Origin of the sequence: Acinetobacter sp. I-MWF (assembly GCF_025433935.1) — a bacterium.
Lineage (GTDB): Bacteria > Pseudomonadota > Gammaproteobacteria > Pseudomonadales > Moraxellaceae > Acinetobacter > Acinetobacter guillouiae.
The window spans coordinates 334,862-352,542 of the sequence record NZ_JAMBAR010000001.1 but is presented as its reverse complement, the minus strand read 5'-3'; the positions used below and the strand labels follow the sequence as shown (position 1 = coordinate 352,542).

Annotated in this window: 17 protein-coding genes; 4 read left to right on the top strand and 13 right to left on the bottom strand. The window is 39.5% G+C overall.

Annotated elements, in window-relative coordinates:
- Positions 1-9: 9 nt before the first annotated feature.
- A complete protein-coding gene (locus tag M2R48_RS01695) occupies positions 10-1,446 on the bottom strand; it encodes a tetratricopeptide repeat protein (protein ID WP_262084890.1) in 1,437 nt (478 codons plus the stop codon).
- Positions 1,447-1,615: 169 nt separating this feature from the next.
- Between M2R48_RS01695 and M2R48_RS01690 the strand changes: the two genes are divergently transcribed.
- Positions 1,616-2,485 carry an EamA family transporter gene (locus M2R48_RS01690; RefSeq protein ID WP_056516700.1) on the top strand — a complete coding sequence of 290 codons (870 nt, stop codon included), beginning with the start codon at positions 1,616-1,618 and terminating at the stop codon, positions 2,483-2,485.
- A gap of 236 nt (positions 2,486-2,721) precedes the next feature.
- On the opposite strand, the gene M2R48_RS01685 is transcribed toward M2R48_RS01690, so the two are convergent.
- The 3 genes from M2R48_RS01685 to truB form a co-directional block, all read right to left on the bottom strand.
- A complete protein-coding gene (locus M2R48_RS01685) occupies positions 2,722-3,183 on the bottom strand; it encodes a hemerythrin domain-containing protein (protein WP_004818663.1) in 462 nt (153 codons plus the stop codon).
- 154 nt (positions 3,184-3,337) lie between these two features.
- On the bottom strand, positions 3,338-4,105 hold the full coding sequence (locus M2R48_RS01680) for a sulfite exporter TauE/SafE family protein (protein WP_004718268.1): 768 nt from the start codon (positions 4,103-4,105) through the stop codon (positions 3,338-3,340).
- 126 nt (positions 4,106-4,231) lie between these two features.
- Positions 4,232-5,137, bottom strand: coding sequence for a tRNA pseudouridine(55) synthase TruB (gene truB, locus M2R48_RS01675; RefSeq protein ID WP_262084889.1), 906 nt, complete (start codon positions 5,135-5,137; stop codon positions 4,232-4,234).
- A gap of 138 nt (positions 5,138-5,275) precedes the next feature.
- Between truB and M2R48_RS01670 the strand changes: the two genes are divergently transcribed.
- From M2R48_RS01670 to M2R48_RS01660, 3 genes are all read left to right on the top strand, one after another.
- Positions 5,276-6,310, top strand: coding sequence for a lipase secretion chaperone (locus M2R48_RS01670; RefSeq protein WP_262084888.1), 1,035 nt, complete (start codon positions 5,276-5,278; stop codon positions 6,308-6,310).
- Positions 6,311-6,699: 389 nt separating this feature from the next.
- The gene (locus tag M2R48_RS01665; RefSeq protein WP_262084887.1) at positions 6,700-7,674 is read left to right on the top strand and encodes an esterase/lipase family protein; all 975 of its coding nucleotides are present in this window, start codon (positions 6,700-6,702) and stop codon (positions 7,672-7,674) included.
- A gap of 262 nt (positions 7,675-7,936) precedes the next feature.
- Positions 7,937-8,905 (top strand): lipase family alpha/beta hydrolase, encoded by a 969-nt coding sequence (locus M2R48_RS01660; protein ID WP_262084886.1) that lies wholly within the window; start codon positions 7,937-7,939, stop codon positions 8,903-8,905.
- Positions 8,906-8,962: 57 nt separating this feature from the next.
- Here the strand turns inward: M2R48_RS01660 and rplS are convergent, their stop codons facing one another.
- From rplS to M2R48_RS01615, 9 genes are all read right to left on the bottom strand, one after another.
- Positions 8,963-9,334 carry a 50S ribosomal protein L19 gene (rplS, locus tag M2R48_RS01655; RefSeq protein ID WP_004718278.1) on the bottom strand — a complete coding sequence of 124 codons (372 nt, stop codon included), beginning with the start codon at positions 9,332-9,334 and terminating at the stop codon, positions 8,963-8,965.
- Positions 9,335-9,606: 272 nt separating this feature from the next.
- A complete protein-coding gene (gene trmD, locus M2R48_RS01650; RefSeq protein WP_004818651.1) occupies positions 9,607-10,347 on the bottom strand; it encodes a tRNA (guanosine(37)-N1)-methyltransferase TrmD in 741 nt (246 codons plus the stop codon).
- Positions 10,348-10,389: 42 nt separating this feature from the next.
- Complete coding sequence (gene rimM, locus M2R48_RS01645; protein WP_004718282.1) at positions 10,390-10,938, bottom strand: ribosome maturation factor RimM; 549 nt, start codon at positions 10,936-10,938, stop codon at positions 10,390-10,392.
- A 27-nt stretch (positions 10,939-10,965) separates the two neighbouring features.
- Complete coding sequence (rpsP, locus tag M2R48_RS01640; protein WP_004718284.1) at positions 10,966-11,223, bottom strand: 30S ribosomal protein S16; 258 nt, start codon at positions 11,221-11,223, stop codon at positions 10,966-10,968.
- A gap of 145 nt (positions 11,224-11,368) precedes the next feature.
- Entirely contained in the window at positions 11,369-11,836 is a 468-nt protein-coding gene (locus M2R48_RS01635) for a type IV pilin protein (protein WP_262084885.1), read from the bottom strand.
- A complete protein-coding gene (locus tag M2R48_RS01630; protein WP_262084884.1) occupies positions 11,830-12,294 on the bottom strand; it encodes a type IV pilin protein in 465 nt (154 codons plus the stop codon). The genes M2R48_RS01635 and M2R48_RS01630 overlap by 7 nt, the downstream gene beginning before the upstream one ends.
- 11 nt (positions 12,295-12,305) lie before the next feature.
- Complete coding sequence (locus M2R48_RS01625; protein ID WP_410004172.1) at positions 12,306-15,854, bottom strand: pilus assembly protein; 3,549 nt, start codon at positions 15,852-15,854, stop codon at positions 12,306-12,308.
- A gap of 15 nt (positions 15,855-15,869) precedes the next feature.
- On the bottom strand, positions 15,870-16,643 hold the full coding sequence (locus tag M2R48_RS01620; protein ID WP_262084882.1) for a pilus assembly PilX N-terminal domain-containing protein: 774 nt from the start codon (positions 16,641-16,643) through the stop codon (positions 15,870-15,872).
- Positions 16,640-17,680 carry a PilW family protein gene (locus M2R48_RS01615; RefSeq protein WP_262084881.1) on the bottom strand — a complete coding sequence of 347 codons (1,041 nt, stop codon included), beginning with the start codon at positions 17,678-17,680 and terminating at the stop codon, positions 16,640-16,642. The genes M2R48_RS01620 and M2R48_RS01615 overlap by 4 nt, the downstream gene beginning before the upstream one ends.
- Between the last annotated feature and the right edge of the window lies 1 nt (position 17,681).

Here is a 17,681-nt window from a genome sequence, read left to right as displayed (position 1 = left end):
GATCTTTGATTAAAACTCAATTGAAGCTGCTTCAATATGCTGGTTTTCTTTGGCTAAATCCAAATATTTGCCAGCAGTTTTTTTATTTTTACGCACCCCGATTCCATCTTTATAAATTTTAAATAATTCAAAATAAGAGTCGATATCGCCATGATCGGCAGCTTGTTTAAACAAATCTGCACTTTGGGTCAGATCAGCCTCTACACACTTACCTTCCTGATACATTTGTGCCAATAAGAAAAAAGCACGTGGAACTTTCAACTCTTTGGCTTTGTTTAACCAGAATAATGCCCCATCCGCATTGTTTTGACGTTGCTCAAAAATCGACATACACAGCATGGCCTGAACATGGCCTTTCTCTGCGGCTGAATTTAATAATGGGAGGTGATGTTCATGTTCTAAAGGCAGTAACATCGACAATTCAAACTGTGCATCTGGATGGTTTTGCATTGCGGCGCGTTCTAACCAAGAAATGCCTTGATCAAGATTTTTCTCAGTTCCCATACCATAGCGTAAACACTGTGCTAAAGAATATTGAGCTGGAACATTGCCTGAAACAGCAGCATGCGATAATAAATCAAAAGCAAGTGCTGCATATTCTTTCTGCTTTTGCTCAGTTTTGGCATTTTCCGAATTTTTTAACAGTGTTACTGCAGCTAAATAAGCAGATTCGATATGTCCATTTTTTGCAGCTTTAAGTAAAAACTCTTGCACAACTGCTGCATCCGCTTTAGCACTTTGTTGTTCAATAAGTGCGCGAACATAGCAGCCAAATGGATCATTATGTTCTTGCGCGATATCGGCATATTTTAAAGCAGCATCAAGATTGTTCTGTTTTAAATAACTAAACGCCAATAAAGCACAGGAAAAATGGTCTTTTTCAGCAATTTTTAACAATTCATTTTGTACTTTGATCGAATCAAATCCTGAAAACTCTACAAAAAACTTCAGGCTGTTTTGATGCTGGTTTTTTAAATAATTATTTAAAAGTAATAAGTACGCAGACTGTGGATCTTGTGACAATTGTTGTTGTGCATAAACAAAAATTGCTTCTGGATGATTCAGTTGAACTGCCTGTTGCAAATGCATTAGGGCTTGTGCTTTTGTCAATTGATCTGTTGCATTGTTCAATCCAAGATAAGCAAGTTCTAAATGAGCCAATGCATGATTAAGCTTTGCTGCATGTTGAAAAAAAAGAAGAGCTGACTGCACACTTTGATTTACATAACGGCCTAAAACATGCCACTGTCCTAACAAAGTACTTGCAGGTGCAAAATTCTGATTAGAGGCATTGACCAACAAATCAACACGCGCTTGAGCGTCTTGCTCATTTTGAGCAAGACCTTGTTGTTCTAATTTAAGTACATCGATATACCAAGTTTCTGCTTGTGAAAGTTCTGTCGCATTTAAGCCTAAATTTTCAGTTTTATTGGTGTTTCCTGACATCTTTTATTCCTAACACATGTGCCATTGCAAGTATAATCATTCCCATCTTACAGAGGACTCAGCTGAATCTCAAAGGGAAATGTTGAATCAATATTCATCTATTCGCGAAATACTCAAATAAATCCGAGAAAGTGCTAAAATCTGTGCAATATTTTTCTTCACCTTAGATATGCCAAATTCTCAACTCACTGCTGTGCTCTTCATGGTTTTATCTATGGTGGCTTATCAGATCAGTGCCTCATTTGCGAAACAGTTATTTGAGGTTTTAGATCCGATTACCGTCGTGACCTTAAGATTATGTTTTGCGTCTATTTTAATTATTTTAATGTTCCGTTCATGGAAAATTATCAAGCGTTTACCTTATCTAAGATGGAATGAGCTACTTTATTATAGCGGTTCAGTCTGTTTGATGAACGTGCTGTTCTATGCCTCTTTAGGCAAACTACCTCAAGGCATTGCTGTTGGACTAGAGTTTTTAGGGCCTCTGACTTTGGCACTGCTCTCGATTAAACAAAAAACTGACTATATTTGGGTGTTTCTTGCCATCATTGGTATTGCTTTGATGGTGCCTTGGCAAGATGCGACCGCACATAATTTTTCCTATCTTGGTGCTGCTTTTGCTTTGGGTGCAGGTGTTTGTTGGGCAAGTTATATTTATTTTGGGCAAAAAGTTGTACGACAAAATATTGGTATGCATGCGCTGAGTATTGCAATCGTCTTGTCGGCCTTGGTTATGCTGCCAATCAGTGCTGTACATAACCCAGATGCCTTACTGCAAACACAGTACTGGGGCAAAGCTTTGCTGATTGCCCTTTTAGCAACAGCGATTCCGTATGCCTTAGATCTGCTTGCTTTAAAACAATTAAGCAAAATGAGCTATGGCACTTTATCGAGTCTATCTCCTGCACTTGCCGCAATTTCAGGTATGGTTTTACTGAATGAACATATTACTGCTTGGCAAACCGTTGCTTTAATCTGCATTATGATTGCCTCGGTAGGGGTAACGTTTAGAGCGGCGAAAAGCTCAAATGCTCACTAAAACATTCTCAATACTGACCCACTGCCAGTCATACAGAATCCCGACCATATTTACGCGATCTTAAGGAAGTGAAGAAGATCAGCGTAAATATATGATGGATGGGAGGCGTCTCATTAACTTAAAAAAAATTGTAAATATCGTTCAGCAATCTGCTCATCATTCTCTGGGTACTTTATAGCTTCAATTTTATTTAGTTTGCCTTTGTAGACAAGTCAACGAAATACAAGCCAACAGACTTAGCCAACCAAGCGGATAAGGTCTTTTGCTTTATACTTTTTATATTCGGATAGGTACTTCTTTGCTAGGATTAATTTTTGATTTTCATCTAAAATCTTTAGCGCTTTTTGAAAAAAAGAATGCTCTTCTTGTTGAATATGATGCGCGATGATTTCAGCTAATCGTTTCGCCAAAACCAACCAGCGAGAGTGGCTAAAATCTGTTTGTTCTAGTGATTGTAATATTTCATCCATCTCATGATGTTCAGCCAGTGCCAAACGGGTAATATTTAAACCAGAATCCGTCATCATTAACGGAATATAAAAATAGCGATCTTCCGCAATCGCATGAGCAAATAATTCATTTTTTAATAAATTAAAAATTTTCCTTCGTTCAGGACTATCGCCTGAGGTATGCGTTAATTGTTCTGATAAATCCTTCTGAATGATATGGCTTTCTCTCAAAGCCTCAAATATATTCATCTAAATCCCTCTTTTTATGATATTTACCTTCCATTGCTTCGGTTTGTGATTTTTCGATCAAGAAACCAACAATCTTAGAAGACAAATCAAAAAAAAGCCTTACAAAGTTTAAGCTTTTTTGTATCAAAAAAAATTAACGAGGGAATCTAGCAAATTACGCAACAAACATTTGATAGGCCAAGCGACAAATCAAAATGCTGACCAAAATCAAAAATAGAATACGAATAAAACCACTGCCATATTTTAGTGCCATTTTCACACCAACCAATGAACCACACACATTGGCAACAGCCATCAGTAGGCCCAATTGAAATAACACATGTCCAGTGGGAATAAAGAAACTCAGTGCGGCAAAGTTGGTCATGAAATTGCCAATTTTGGAAAGCGCCGATGCATGCAAGAAGTCAACTTTCAGATAACGAATAAAATAGAAGATGAAAAAACTACCCGTACCTGGCCCAAATATCCCATCATAAAAGCCGATTAATAAACCACCAACACCCGCAATCAATAACATTTTACGCGTGATTTCTTGTTGAAAATGGACTTGTCCAAATTGCTTCTTAAAAAATGTATAGATTGCGATCACAATCAACATAAACAATACAAATGGCCGCAAAATTTCCTGGGGGATCAGTGAGACACAAGCAGCACCACCAAATGAGCTAATAAATGCAGTGATTCCAATCACTGCCAACAGCTTCCACTGAATTTTGACTTGTTTTAAGTATGAAAAAGCAGCCGAAGCCGTTCCACAAATCGAAGCCAGTTTATTGGTTCCAAAAACTGTGGCGGTAGGATAATGCGGTAAAGCACCCATTAATGCAGGAATTTGAATCAGTCCCCCACCTCCAACAGCGGCATCAATTGCCCCTGCACAAAAGGCAAAGAATACTAAACTGAGGATGATATCAAATTCCATAACATTCACTTATCTTTTAAAGGCGTCTATTAACGCTGGGAGACTTAACCGTGCTCTGGCTTAATCCTGCTTTAGCTTAATCAGGCTTAGATTTAAACTGAGTTATTTTCTAACAATGAAACGAAATTAAAGATTTAGCACGCGTTTAGGCACTAAACGCTTTTTATCGGTAATTTCAGCCAAGCCTAAACATTTGTCGCCATCAAAAACCAAGACTTCAGCTTCGGCGGCATGCTCAATATTGCTTTCCATACCACGACTAAAATATTCCGCACGTCCTTCAGGCACCTGAACTTTAGAAAAATGATCAATTGGTGCATAGACAGGCAGCAACAAGGCTTCACGCGCTTGTTCAGTCAAGCTTTCCAAATGTTCAATGGTATATTCTGGTATCAAATCAAAATGACCTGTTTGAGTTCGATTTAAATACGTTAAATGCCCGTAAGTTCCCAATGCTTTGGCAATGTCTTCACCCAAAACTCGAATATACGTTCCTTTAGAACAAGTAATATCCAAGGTCAGGCTGTGCTGATTAAACGCAATTAGCTCAATGGCAAAAATATGAATTGGGCGTGCATCACGTTCAATCTCAATTCCCTGACGCGCCAACTCATATAAAGGACGGCCTTGTTTTTTTAAGGCTGAATACATTGGCGGAACTTGTTGAATATCACCAGTAAATTGCGCCAAAACCTGTTGAATACTGTCTTCACTTAATTCAGGTACGGCCTTTTCAAGTAAGACTTCGCCTTCGACATCACCCGTGGTCGTACTATGCCCGAGCTGAACAGTCGTTTGGTAACGCTTGGTCGAATCTAACAGATAGTGTGAAAATTTAGTCGCTTCACCTAAACAGATTGGTAAAAGTCCAGATGCCAAAGGATCAAGCGCCCCTGTATGCCCTGCCTTTTGAGCGCGATACAACCATCGCACTTTTTGTAGCGCCGCATTTGAACTTATGCCTAAAGGCTTATTCAATAAAAAAACACCACTGATATGGCGACGCGGTATTTTCTGAGCTTTTGAAGACATATTGGTCTGGATACGGAGAATAATGCGCTATTTTAGCAAAAACCATTCGTCTATTTTTACAAATTTTCTGTTTGAAATTTCGAATTCTATGGCAAATTATTTTTTCAATAAAAAATCTAAAAATAGTAGGAATATTAGATGGATCTATCTAAAAAAATGATTGGGATCATCATTGGTAGTCTCTTGATCATTCTTTTAGCCGTAATTTTTTGGCTGAAACCCAATACAGAATCGACTGAAACACCACCAGCTTCAGAAAAAGCACATGAACAACAGATGGGACAACTGGCTTCAGCTCATCTTCCTGCGTCTGAAGCACTGAGTTTTGCTAGCAAAAGCCAACAAGACACGCAAATTAATTGCCAAATCCGTGCAGATGCCTCCAATCGCTTAATTGTCAATGAACAAACCAAAGATTGCTTTGAATATTTCATCACCCAATATGGTGAAAAAAGCATTGAGCAAATCAAAACCGATTTTCTCAGCTATACCAAAATCAGCTATAAAGAGCCTCTACTATCGCAGTTAGATGATCTCTGGACACGTTATATTGATTACAGAAGTAAATTAGGCGATTTACAAGCACCCACCGCAGATAAAGAAAGCGCAAAGTATTATCAGCAGATCTTAGTCAATACTCAAAACTTAAGAAAAAAATTCTTCTCGGATTATGAAATTCAAGGCTTATTTGGCACACAAGATACCTATGACCGATATACGGTAGACCGCTTAGAAATTATGGATAATCAAAAATTATCTGCGGCTGAAAAAGCGCAAAAACTCAAAGAACTTTTTGAGCAACTCCCTGAAGACTGGAAAGAGAATTTACAACAACTCAATCAACTTGAAGACTTAAGAAAGCTGACAGCGGAGATTAAGGCACGTGGTGGTTCTGCACAAGAGATCCGTCAAATGCGTACCAATCTGGTGGGACCTGAGGCGACACAACGCTTAGAAACGCTTGATGTACAACGAAATGATTGGAAAGGCAAAGTTAATCAATACCTTGCTGAGCGTGACAATATCCTCAAAAGCAATCTGAGTGATTCAGCCAAACAGCGTGCTGTAGAACAATTGAAATCACAACAATTTGCAAATCAACAAGAGCAACTCAGATTACAAACTTTTGAAAATGTGCATGATCAGGGAGGCAAATTACCCTTTGCAAATTAGCCATGAAATACATAGCGCATCGCTAAAATGATGAAAAAAGCGAAAACAAAAATATTTAGATTATGCGTTTATAGCACGTTTTATGGCTTGAGTTTGCAAGCCACACTCAAGTATCTCTGTACATTTATGACTCAGGGATACCTACAAGTCTGCGGATACAAAGTGGAAAATAATATTAACAACCACCTATAAGGAGGACGCACACAAACTAAAAACTTGCTCGGGATTGACACGATTTCAATGCAACTTGCACCTTTGATTTAGAGCAATAACGATAATGATGGTATGCCAATCGCTTGAGACCATAAGGGTTGTAAGCAACTTTTAGCTTATAACATAGACTTCATGTCAATCAACAATTCACTTAAAAACAACAAGAGTATTTTAATATGAAATTTAAGATCAATATTTTCGCCCTGAGTTTAATCATTGGATTAAGTTCGATGACTGCATCTGCATCTGGCTTACAAACTGTAAATCCACGTTATGTCAGTTCAAACTATGCAAAAACCAAATATCCGATTGTATTTAATCATGGGATGTTCGGTTTCACACGTCTAGGGCCTTCCTCCTTTGGCATAGATTATTTCTATCAGATCCTCCCTGATTTAGCTCGCAATGGCGCAAAAGTTTATGCGACACAAGTCTCCCCATTGGAATCGACACAGCTTCGTGGTGAACAGCTCTTACAGCAAGTTGATGAAGTCATCGCACTGACTGGCTCACCCAAAGTCAATCTGATTGGACATAGTCATGGTGGTCCAACAATTCGTTATATTGAAATTGTTGCACCCACAAAAGTTGCTTCTTTAACTGCTGTTGCAGGGGCAATTAAAGGTTCTAAGATCGCGGATGATATTTTAAGTAATCGAGGCGCAAATACGCTTCTGACAGTTTTTAGTCAATATATCTTAGCACCTGTGATTACACTTCTCGAAGGTAATCCATCCCTCCCCCTCAGTCTGAATAACTCTTTACAAAGTGTGAGCGAACAAGGGGCTGCTGAATTTAATGCAAAATTTCCAAGCGCTGCGATTCCCAAAGACTGTGGTAATGGTCAAAAACTAACAGCCAATGGTGTTTATCATTATTCTTGGACGGGTACAGCTCAATTCACCAACATTTTTGATGTTATGGATGGCGTCATTTCTACACTCGCGCCTTTGTCTTATAAAAATCTAGACAATGATGGCATGATGAATCGTTGCAATACCCATTATGGGCAAGTGATTCGAGACAATTACCGTCAAACACACATGGATGAAATCAATCATGTTTTAGGGCTACGTGGGCTATTTTTTGCGCCGAATCCACTTGCTCAATATCGTCAGCATGCCAATCGTCTGAAATTACAAGGCTTGTAAATATTGCCGATGAGAGGCGATAAAATGTACTGTTCATTCAGTATATTTTATAGTTGAATAGTAATTGATTCTGGATTCAAATTTTATATTGAACATCGTATTGAATTTCGAATTCCAGAATCTGATTTGATATGAGATTAAAAAAACAAAGAAGTTAAAGTTTGCGTTCCTGCAAACATGATCAGAATCGAGGCTTTACACTCAATACATTTAAAATTGAGGTATGTAAATCGCCCAATAATAAAATAGATGGAGTTTTAACATGAAATATGGACGTATTATCGCGAGTCTGCTGCTGGCGAGTACATTATCAACCGCATATGCATCTAATAATGCGCAAAAAGTAACTGTCAGTAAAGTAAACTCGGACTATGCAAAAACCAAATATCCTGTGGTATTTGTGCACGGTATGGCTGGGTTTATTCGTGCTGGTGATGTTTTAGGATTAGACTACTGGTATCAAATTTTACCAGATTTGGCTCGCAACGGCGCCAATACATGGGCTACGCGAGTATCACCCTTTAATTCTACTGAAGTCCGTGGTGAGCAATTGGCTCAGCAAGTAGAAGAGATTCTGGCAATTACCGGCAATCAAAAAGTCAACCTGATTGGACATTCCCATGGTGGCCCAACCAGCCGTTATGTCGCAGGCATCATGCCTAACCAAATTGCATCTGTAACCGCTGTTGGTTCACCACAAAAAGGCAGCCCTGTTGCAAACATTATCTTAAGTATAGAAGGCTCGCCACTTCAAGGCCCATTGGTGAGTGTGGTCAATTTATTTTCAAAAGCAATTGTCTGGGCACAAGGTCTTGACCCGAAAGAACTTCCCCATGATGCGTTGGCAGGTGGGAAAAGCCTCACCATTGAAGGTTCTGCGCTATTTAACAGTAAATTCCCGATGGGCGTTGGCACCACAGCTTGTGGTGAAGGGGCTTATCAAGAAAAAGGGATTCAATTCTATTCATTTACGGGCAATACCGCCGTTACAAATCTTCTCGACTTAGATTCTGCCCTACTTGGCACAAGCCTATTGATTAACGCTGGTCGTGATAATGATGGTTTAGTTCCACGATGTAGTGCCAAATTCGGTAAAACGATTCGTGATGATTATCGATGGAATCACTTAGATGAGGTCAATCAAATTTTAGGATTGCGTGCAATTTTTTCACCAGACCCAGTACAAGTCTATCGTGAACATACTAATCGCCTAAAACTACAAGGACTTTAGCAAGAAACAAAAAATGCGCCAAATGGCGCATTTTTTAGCTGTAAAGCAAAGTTAAAATTAACCTTGTTTACGCGCTGGTAATTTTTCACGAATACGCGCAGCTTTACCAGACAATTCACGTAGGTAATAAAGCTTAGCACGACGAACGTCACCACGACGTTTCACTTCGATTTTAGCAACGATTGGAGAGTGAGTTTGGAATACACGCTCAACACCAACACCACTAGAAATTTTACGTACTGTGAACGCAGAGTTCAAGCCACGGTTTTTCTTCGCAATAACTACGCCTTCAAAAGCCTGAAGACGCTCACGATCACCTTCTTTTACTTTTACTTGAACGATAACTGTGTCACCAGGAGCAAAAGTTGGGAGGTCAGTTTTTAACTGTTGGTTTTCAATTGCTTGAACTAAAGGATGTTTACCACTCATTGTGGGAATCTCCGTTTTGCGGGACAGAAGAGGTCTGCACAACCGCTGGGGATAGAGGCTAAATCGCGTATCAACCCGTTTATCTTTCCCTTTATTGCTGATGTTATTCAGATCAATAAAGAGCCTAATATAAGTACTTAATCATAAGTATTTTCTCGAAGCCGACTTCTTATGGAACTCACATTCCGCAGGACAACAATGATGAATTGTTGTCTTCCTGATAAGAAGTACAGCTTCTGACGTGCGTTGAAACAAACATGATCAATGCTTGCCTACCCTCGCTCATCTTTTAGCCATTTTTTTTGCTGCTTGGTCAACTCAACTTTTTCCACCAACTCAGGTCGGCGTTCTAAAGTGCGTTGATAGCGTTGCAAAAACCGCCATTTCTCAATATTGGCATGGTGCCCTGACTTAAGTACTTCAGGAACATCCAAACCTTCAAAATGATCTGGCTTGGTATATTGTGGGCAATCTAAAAGACCATCCACAAATGAGTCCTGCACTGCTGATTGTTCATCTGACATGGTATTCGGCAAACGTCGAATAATACTGTCCAATAAAACCATCGCAGGGAGTTCACCGCCTGATAATACGTAATCTCCAATCGACCATTCCTGATCAACATATTTTTGGATCAAACGCTCATCAACTCCCTCATAACGTCCACACAGCACAATTAATCCGTCATATTCAACAAATTGTTGTACTGCAGGTTCATTTAAGGTCTGCCCTTGTGGAGACATATACACCACAGGAACATGAACTGCACCTGCTTGCTTTGCAAGCTCTTTTGCATGGTGGATTGCTTTTGCCAAAGGCTCAGCCATCATCACCATACCAGGACCACCACCAAATGGACGTTCATCCACTCGTTTGTAGTTACCCTCAGCAAATTCTCGCGGATTGATACAATGAACTTGTACAATGTCACGCTTTGCCGCTCGCCCGCTAATTCCGTACGCTGTAATCGCTTCAAACATTTCAGGAAAAAGCGTAATGACTGCAAAAAACATCGCAGACTCCTCTATTTTCCTGCTGCGCCAATCCTTATCGGATTAGAAATCTACGCCCCAATTGACATAGATACGACCAGCTTCGAGATCAACGCGTTGTACCACATCTTTATGCCATGGAATCATTCGCTCTTCGCCATCGATGCTATCTGCTGTTGCACGAACAACCATGACATCATTGGCACCTGTTTCAAACAATTCGTGGATTTGACCAAGATTTACTTCCTGTTCTTCTTCATTCAGACCTAATACAATTAGACCTTTTAAATCAGACCAGTAATACTCGTCCACGCCTGCTTGAGGCAGTTGCGATTTTGAAATCCAAACATTTGCGCCAACTAAGCTGTCTGCTGCGGTGCGATCACTCACACTTTTCAACGAAACAACCAAGCCTTTACCATGTGGTTTCCAACGTTTTACGTCTACAATTTGCCAACCTGCTTTGGTCTCAATGTACCAAGGAAGGTAGTCAAATATGTTGCTCATAGGTTCTGTATTGGAATAGACCCAGAGCCACCCATTTAATCCATATGCTGAACGTAGCTGTCCAATCTGAATACGATCTTCGGGCACATTCTGTGCTGGTGTCATGGGCTTACTGCCTAATTAAAGATTTAATTATGCAGTAGCTGCAGCTTTCTTAGCTTGAGCAGCTAAAGAAGCAACACGTTCAGACGGTTGAGCGCCTTGAGCAACCCAGTGAGCAAAACGGTCAGCATCTAAACGAAGTTTTTCTGCTTTACCTTGAGCTGTAGGGTTAAAGAAACCAATACGTTCGATGAAACGACCGTCACGCGCATTGCGGCTATCAGTTACGATTACTTGATAGAACGGACGTTTTTTAGCACCACCGCGTGCTAGACGAATTACAACCATGATAGAACCTTATAGTTTTTACGGATTATCCTTGTACCGACCATCGATACATTTCAAACCCCTTTCATAGAGGGCAATATTTTACGTTATCTTTGTCATGAAAGAAAGATCAAATTTTATTTATCCACAATTTTGAATTTAATTTTTATTTACCATCCCAATTTGTGGTTGCTGATGGGGTGCATGGCGTTCCGCCATTTAGATCTGTACCTTTTGTCCAACAACGTTCTCCACGTGAGTTTAATACAATATCACCATACCCTTTTTGCCCTCCAGTTGTGACTGGCGTGGCTACTATAGACCATGAATTAGATGTAACCTTTCCTGCACTATCTACTGGTGAAATACTCACTGTGTATAACGCTGCTCCTTGAATAGGATAATTAGCTTCAATACCTAAATCAGTTTTGGTTGCACCTATCAGGGTAAAATTTGCGATTTTATATCGTTGAATTTGAGAAGCGATTTGTTGCATGGAGGCTTGCATATCTACCCGTTTGGTACGGCGTATAGACTCCTGATACGAAGGATAAGCAAAAGCAACCAAGATTGCGATTATCGCAACAATGATCATCAGTTCAATTAGTGTAAAGCCACTTCGCTTATTTACCATGCTTCAGCCCCTTCACAACTATAATCCATTGTTATCCCTAGTTTTTTACAACGCAACCCTGTACTACTCAACACATAACTAAAGTTTTTAGCGTCCGTTGATAATGCTCGAATGATGTAATCTTGACCAGCTGCCGCAGCATTTGTTAATGCCCTAGAAGAATCGGTTCCATCCATGACTGTGATCGAATATTTTACGGCGCTTCCTGTTGATCCTGTAGGTATAACAAAAGGATCTGGAGTAATAGTAAAACCTAGATAATTAAAATTGCGGCTTTTATTTCGCTCTAAAAGCGTAGCAATTCGCTGAATTTCTTGTTGTGCCTGTGCTGCTGTAGATCTACGAACAAAACTTTGATAGCTTGGAATGGCAACTGCTGCAAATATTGCAACAATTATCACCACAACCATAAGTTCAATTAATGTAAAGCCCAAAGAACTTTTTAAATTTCCATTCATATTTGCTTCTCTTAGCGGCTGCTATATTCAAACCAACGCTGTGGTACTAAACAAATATGGCTAGAACCTGTCGAAACAATACCATTTTTCACAGCCGCGCCACGGTTACCTGTTGTAATACAATAATTTTTATTATTCGTACCATCACCAGGTTTTGGAATCTCTTTACATTGATTTGGGTCAGTTGCTGGGTCACATTTTTTTTTATCATCGACAATAGGTGGTACTTGAATACCAGGTCCTACACTACAACCATCACCAGAAGAGCATTCAGGATCACCAGAGCCTGAACCACCAGCAGCTTTCACACATTGACCAAATGGCATACAGAACTGATTCATAAAGCTTTCACCTTTAATACCAGCACCACAATCACCAGAAAGACCATCTTTACTACCATCAAACGTTGTGACAAACATCCTGCTATTCAATACAACGGGTGTAGCAAATACTTTGGCACTCTGAGGCTTTTGCGACCTGAATTTAAAGTACCAACCATTCCCTGTATAAGGTGCAACGAGTGTTGTATTATCATTCCTATTCACTTGAGTCACCTCACCCAAACTTGACAGAGTCAGTGCTGTAGTAAGTTTTGGTGTATATGTCGTTTTAAATAAGTCGCGAGCGGTTACATCCTTGTCATAAATATTATAAACGGCATCATAGTCACGCCCAGTTGTACCAACAGTATAATCAACCAATGGCGCACTTCTATTTCCACTGCCTATAGAAACGACAGCAAAAGTACTCCCCGCATGATCATATACAGAAAAAGCTGGCATTTCATAAAATCTAGCGCTAGTGCCATTTGTCCCGTGTAAATTTAGGAGCATTTTAGGTGCCTTAGCAAAGCTACCTAATGTGGTTGCCGTATTATCTAAATCAATACGGAAAAGTTGCCCACCTAAATCACCAAAATACAAGTGATCGACAAGGCCATCACTATTACGATCTTCTGCGCGAATTTCGCTAACAACACTATATTTTAAATTATCATCTTTTATGCTCATTACACCACTATCCGCTGTTGCAGAAGAGGTCGCTGATGCATTTGCACTCGCCCACCACAGTAAGTCGCCATTATCAGCATCAAACATATATACCCCACCACCCTTTTTATTGGTTTGGTTATATGAGTCACTTTCATAGCCAGCATATGCACCTTTTACACCACCGGTACGTGCATCACCATCGTCACCACCAGCATCATAACCGCCACCCACAAACATCACACGTTTACGAGATTTCCCCCACTTCACCCAAGCAATCGTAGGCTTAGACCAACTTTGCCCCATATATTGTAATTGATCAAATGAACGACTTGAGCCGTTGTAAAAAACTTTTCTATCTGCTGGTGAAATCTGAAACTTTAACTTAGGATCATTCACATTTGTTAAGTCAAGCGCATAATAACTACGCCCTCCCATACGTAAACCACCATAGGCCAATTGAGTACCTTGCTGCGAGTCAACTCCTGTACCTACAGTCAATGCACCACTACTATCTACAACATATTCGGTATATGTTGTCCAAGGCCCATCTACACCATAAAAAAGATTTCCGGTTCCACCAGAAGTCGTTTCATAATCTAAAAAAGCCTGCTTCTGACTTTCCACCATTTCATTTGGAACAAAAGCAAATTTTTCTTTACCAGTTTTTGCATCAACTACATGCAATAACCCTTGTGTGGTCCCAAATAGCACATAGTCTTCTCGATCCTTTGATCCCAATACATTGTCTGTATATGTGATTGTTCCTTTATTTGTTAAAAGAAGAGGAGATGAATGCATGACTGCACCCACCTGACGCAATTCAGCTGCTGTCGTTAAATTAATTCCATTAGGATTTGATGCATCAACGTTATAGCCTAATAACGAAATTAGATAACCTCGATTCATATCATTTTTATAATTAGTATCCGTTAAATCTGTCGATTTAACTTGCCTTAAGGTTGTACTGTTTACAAAAGTCGCTGAACTACCTGTACCATTTATAATCCGATTGGTTAATAACTTACGATTATCAGTATTTGCTGTCGTACGTAATTCAAGTTGTGATTTTGCTCCGCCAACTAATGCAAACTTTATACTGCCAACAGTATCTTCATCTGCATCTTTTACAGCATCATTTACAGCGCGAGCCCAAAGATCATAGTTGTCAATAATACGGCCTTGTGAATCTGTAATAGAATTCCCACTTTTATCCTTCAAGACACCTAAAACAACATTGTATTTTTTTAAGTTACCAGACCAAAGTTGATAAGATTTATCTGGTGTTGGTTGAAATTGGGGATAATAAGCTTCTTTTTGTAATACTGATGGATTTAAAGCATCTCTCGCAATTGTAGGAGAGCCAGTGGTCACCGCAGGGATCTCTGTAGATAAACTATTAATAAATTCATTTACACTATTTACAACGTCTTGAGAACTAGTGCCAGAATACCAACCACCTTCACCGATAATTCCCCAATATGCAGCATTTTTAACATTGGTATTTATTACTCCCAATGCATCAATATTCTCTTGTTGGGTTTTAGTCTTATCATATGATGGAACATTGTTAAAACCTGAGCCAAAGCCCACTACAGCCGATTTAAACTTTAAACCTTTAGGATTATTCGCTGGATTTAAAAGTGTTCTGGTCATCGCATGGATACATCCCCAACTACTATTATCACAAGCAAAATAAGATCCCTCACTTCCTAAAGCTTTTCGCATTAAAGATAAGGAACTAGAATCTTGCGTTGGTTCACCATCTGTAAGTACATAAACACCTTGTCCACTACATTTTTTTATCCCATCATCCTGACTTAAGGATGTAGGAGAACTATACAAAGTTTGTGCTAAATTTTTGGTGCTTAAGTCTGAGTAGCCAAATCCACTGTTGCTCACTCCTGCTGTAGTCGTCCCCATCAAATAAGCGACTGTTTCAGCAAATGACCGTGCAGTTGGCGTATTTGTAGACGCAGATAATCCTCTCACGGCATTAAGAATAACATCTCTATGCTTTTGAAGTCCTACATCTGCCCCCAAAGCCCTAGCGGGTACAACAACTCGCCCTGTATCATAATAGCGAGTCAGATACACTCCTAATGTTGATAAACCAATGATTTTATCATCATCAAGACGAGTTACACCTTTAGCCGCATTGCCTTGCAATAAATCAAACACACCGTCTTTTAAGCGAGAAATTCGGTCATAACAACGATATGTCGTCCCGACCAATGTACAACCTGTTTTTGGATCTTTTACAGTTGCAGAAGCATAGATCTGATTAACAGAACAATAAGTTCGACTATAACCACCAGGCGCTTGATCAGTTGTACAATTCGAGTTAATTCCATAATCATCTCTGATGGAACGACTATCCATACTCCCAGATATATCCAACATCAAAACCAGTGTGATATCTCCAGATTTTGCTTCCTGATAAACGTCAATATCACTTGCTTGAGCAACACTACTGAGAACTAAACCAGTACTGATTGCCGATACACATAGCGTGAGAAATTTGGCTTGAAAACGCTGAAATAAATCAAATTTCATTTTTTTAATTTTCATCATCTGTTCTCCCACTTAAGTGAAATCTTGGGTAATCGTATACTCACTCACTTGCGTGGTGAAAGGCACATTTAATCCAGCTAAACAAGCTGTTATATCTATTTTTTGATCTGCAGTTAAAGTAGATGGGTCTTTATCTTCTGGAACAGTAACTTGATTCATTCGACCCGATAAACAGTTATTGATATCTGCACGAGAAGCTTTGGATAGTGATGGCATAATAGACACTGCAAAAATTTTCACCCGCTTGGCTTCTTCGATCTGCCCCTTTTGCGAGTCACTGCCCCTTGCACGATCATAAAAAGGATTATCCAAACTAGTGTCTGTTGGAAACTTTACAGAAACCTGTGTTAAAACCGCTCTACGACCACTGGTAAACCAGTTGGTAGTACTATTCGCCGATGTATCACAATACCCTCTTGTCCCCAAACTATTATTCGTTAGTCCGTTTGAGCCTTCTTTCCACTGCATTAAACTCGCTTGGCTAATACTAAAAAACTGAGTTTGGTCTCCACGGAAACAAAAAACTAATTCTTTATTTTTGTCTTTAGCATTATTGATATAACCAAATAATCCCGCTGGGCTTAAGCTATATGCTAAATCGCTTGGATTCTCAGCTTTGTAAAGTGCCGCATCTGAGTTTTGCGTTAATAGCTGTTGTACTTGACTATTTGTTGCAATGCTTAAAGAAACCATACTCTGACGAATTGCCAAAGTACCAATAATCGTCATCGCAACAAGGAAGATTAAAACCAGAATTAATGTCGCACCAGTTTGATACTTTTTCATTCACCACGCTCCCCTATTGCATTACGTAATGCGATGGTCTGTGAGATGACCTGCCTTACGTATTTTGGCGAAGACGTTTTTGGCGTCTTAACTGTTACGGTCTGATCTAATACAACAAATGTTTGATCATCTTTAATCGATTTCGCATCACTTACTGACTGCAATGAACGTGCTAATATTCCAAATTGAATAGACACAATTCTGGGATGTGGAGCTGTAGCATCCATATATTCTTTAATAGACATATAACGACGCCCACTATCATTTTGAACGCCCAGAAGAATTCTTAAATGATCAACTCGTTTCATTACAATTTCACCCGCACCACCAAAACCAGTAATTGCAGCAGGAGTTCCTGTTTCTGGGTAAGTTCCAGCATCACAGGCTAAAGCAAGAGTTTGATTGGGTTCATTGGCGCTTTTATTTACATCTGCTCTTAAAAAGTAGCGCTGCACGACCATGTAACGGCCTGCTGTTACAGGAAAAGCCAATTCATTCCCTTCACAATCAAAACCCCCAACATAAGTTTGAACTTTTCCGGTTCCACGCTCTTCTATTCTATACTGAGGCATATACTGGATTGTCAATTGATCACTCGGTTGGTCACTACCACTCACTTGTACGTTGGAAGCACCAGACCACTCTGGGGATGTTCCTGTAGTAAACCCAGCACTCCGTGATAAAAAATTTAATCCAGCTGTTGTCCCCTTAATCGACGAACTTAAATTACTGACATTGATAGGTACTGTTTTAGTTCCAATATTCACAGGGTTAACAGAAGATGTGAGAACAATACCCCCAAAAACTGTCTGATCATCCATAATCGCTTTGGTACTATTTAGATTCATTAAGCGAAGATCTTTGGTAATATAATTTAAGCCAAAATTTGCATTATCTTGAAGATCAGACACACTTTGTTGCATAGACAAACTTTTTTGTCCTGTCATAAACAAGAGAACCGCCGCAGCTGAAATAATCAAACCCAATGTTATTGAAATCATTAACTCGATTAATGTGAAACCCTTTTGATTTATCATT

Bases quoted from the DNA above. Each gene is read 5' to 3' on its own strand.
- M2R48_RS01670 (WP_262084888.1), top strand. From the start codon at position 5,276: ATGGATCTATCTAAAAAAATGATTGGGATCATCATTGGTAGTCTCTTG.
- trmD (WP_004818651.1), bottom strand. From the start codon at position 10,347: ATGTTTTTTGCAGTCATTACGCTTTTTCCTGAAATGTTTGAAGCGATT.
- truB (WP_262084889.1), bottom strand. From the start codon at position 5,137: ATGTCTTCAAAAGCTCAGAAAATACCGCGTCGCCATATCAGTGGTGTT.
- M2R48_RS01660 (WP_262084886.1), top strand. From the start codon at position 7,937: ATGAAATATGGACGTATTATCGCGAGTCTGCTGCTGGCGAGTACATTA.
- rplS (WP_004718278.1), bottom strand. From the start codon at position 9,334: ATGAGTGGTAAACATCCTTTAGTTCAAGCAATTGAAAACCAACAGTTA.
- M2R48_RS01665 (WP_262084887.1), top strand. From the start codon at position 6,700: ATGAAATTTAAGATCAATATTTTCGCCCTGAGTTTAATCATTGGATTA.
- M2R48_RS01690 (WP_056516700.1), top strand. From the start codon at position 1,616: ATGCCAAATTCTCAACTCACTGCTGTGCTCTTCATGGTTTTATCTATG.
- M2R48_RS01620 (WP_262084882.1), bottom strand. From the start codon at position 16,643: ATGAAAAAGTATCAAACTGGTGCGACATTAATTCTGGTTTTAATCTTC.
- M2R48_RS01685 (WP_004818663.1), bottom strand. From the start codon at position 3,183: ATGAATATATTTGAGGCTTTGAGAGAAAGCCATATCATTCAGAAGGAT.
- rimM (WP_004718282.1), bottom strand. From the start codon at position 10,938: ATGACACCAGCACAGAATGTGCCCGAAGATCGTATTCAGATTGGACAG.
- rpsP (WP_004718284.1), bottom strand. From the start codon at position 11,223: ATGGTTGTAATTCGTCTAGCACGCGGTGGTGCTAAAAAACGTCCGTTC.
- M2R48_RS01695 (WP_262084890.1), bottom strand. From the start codon at position 1,446: ATGTCAGGAAACACCAATAAAACTGAAAATTTAGGCTTAAATGCGACA.
- M2R48_RS01635 (WP_262084885.1), bottom strand. From the start codon at position 11,836: ATGGTAAATAAGCGAAGTGGCTTTACACTAATTGAACTGATGATCATT.
- M2R48_RS01625 (WP_410004172.1), bottom strand. From the start codon at position 15,854: ATGAAAATTAAAAAAATGAAATTTGATTTATTTCAGCGTTTTCAAGCC.
- M2R48_RS01615 (WP_262084881.1), bottom strand. From the start codon at position 17,680: ATGATAAATCAAAAGGGTTTCACATTAATCGAGTTAATGATTTCAATA.
- M2R48_RS01680 (WP_004718268.1), bottom strand. From the start codon at position 4,105: ATGGAATTTGATATCATCCTCAGTTTAGTATTCTTTGCCTTTTGTGCA.
- M2R48_RS01630 (WP_262084884.1), bottom strand. From the start codon at position 12,294: ATGAATGGAAATTTAAAAAGTTCTTTGGGCTTTACATTAATTGAACTT.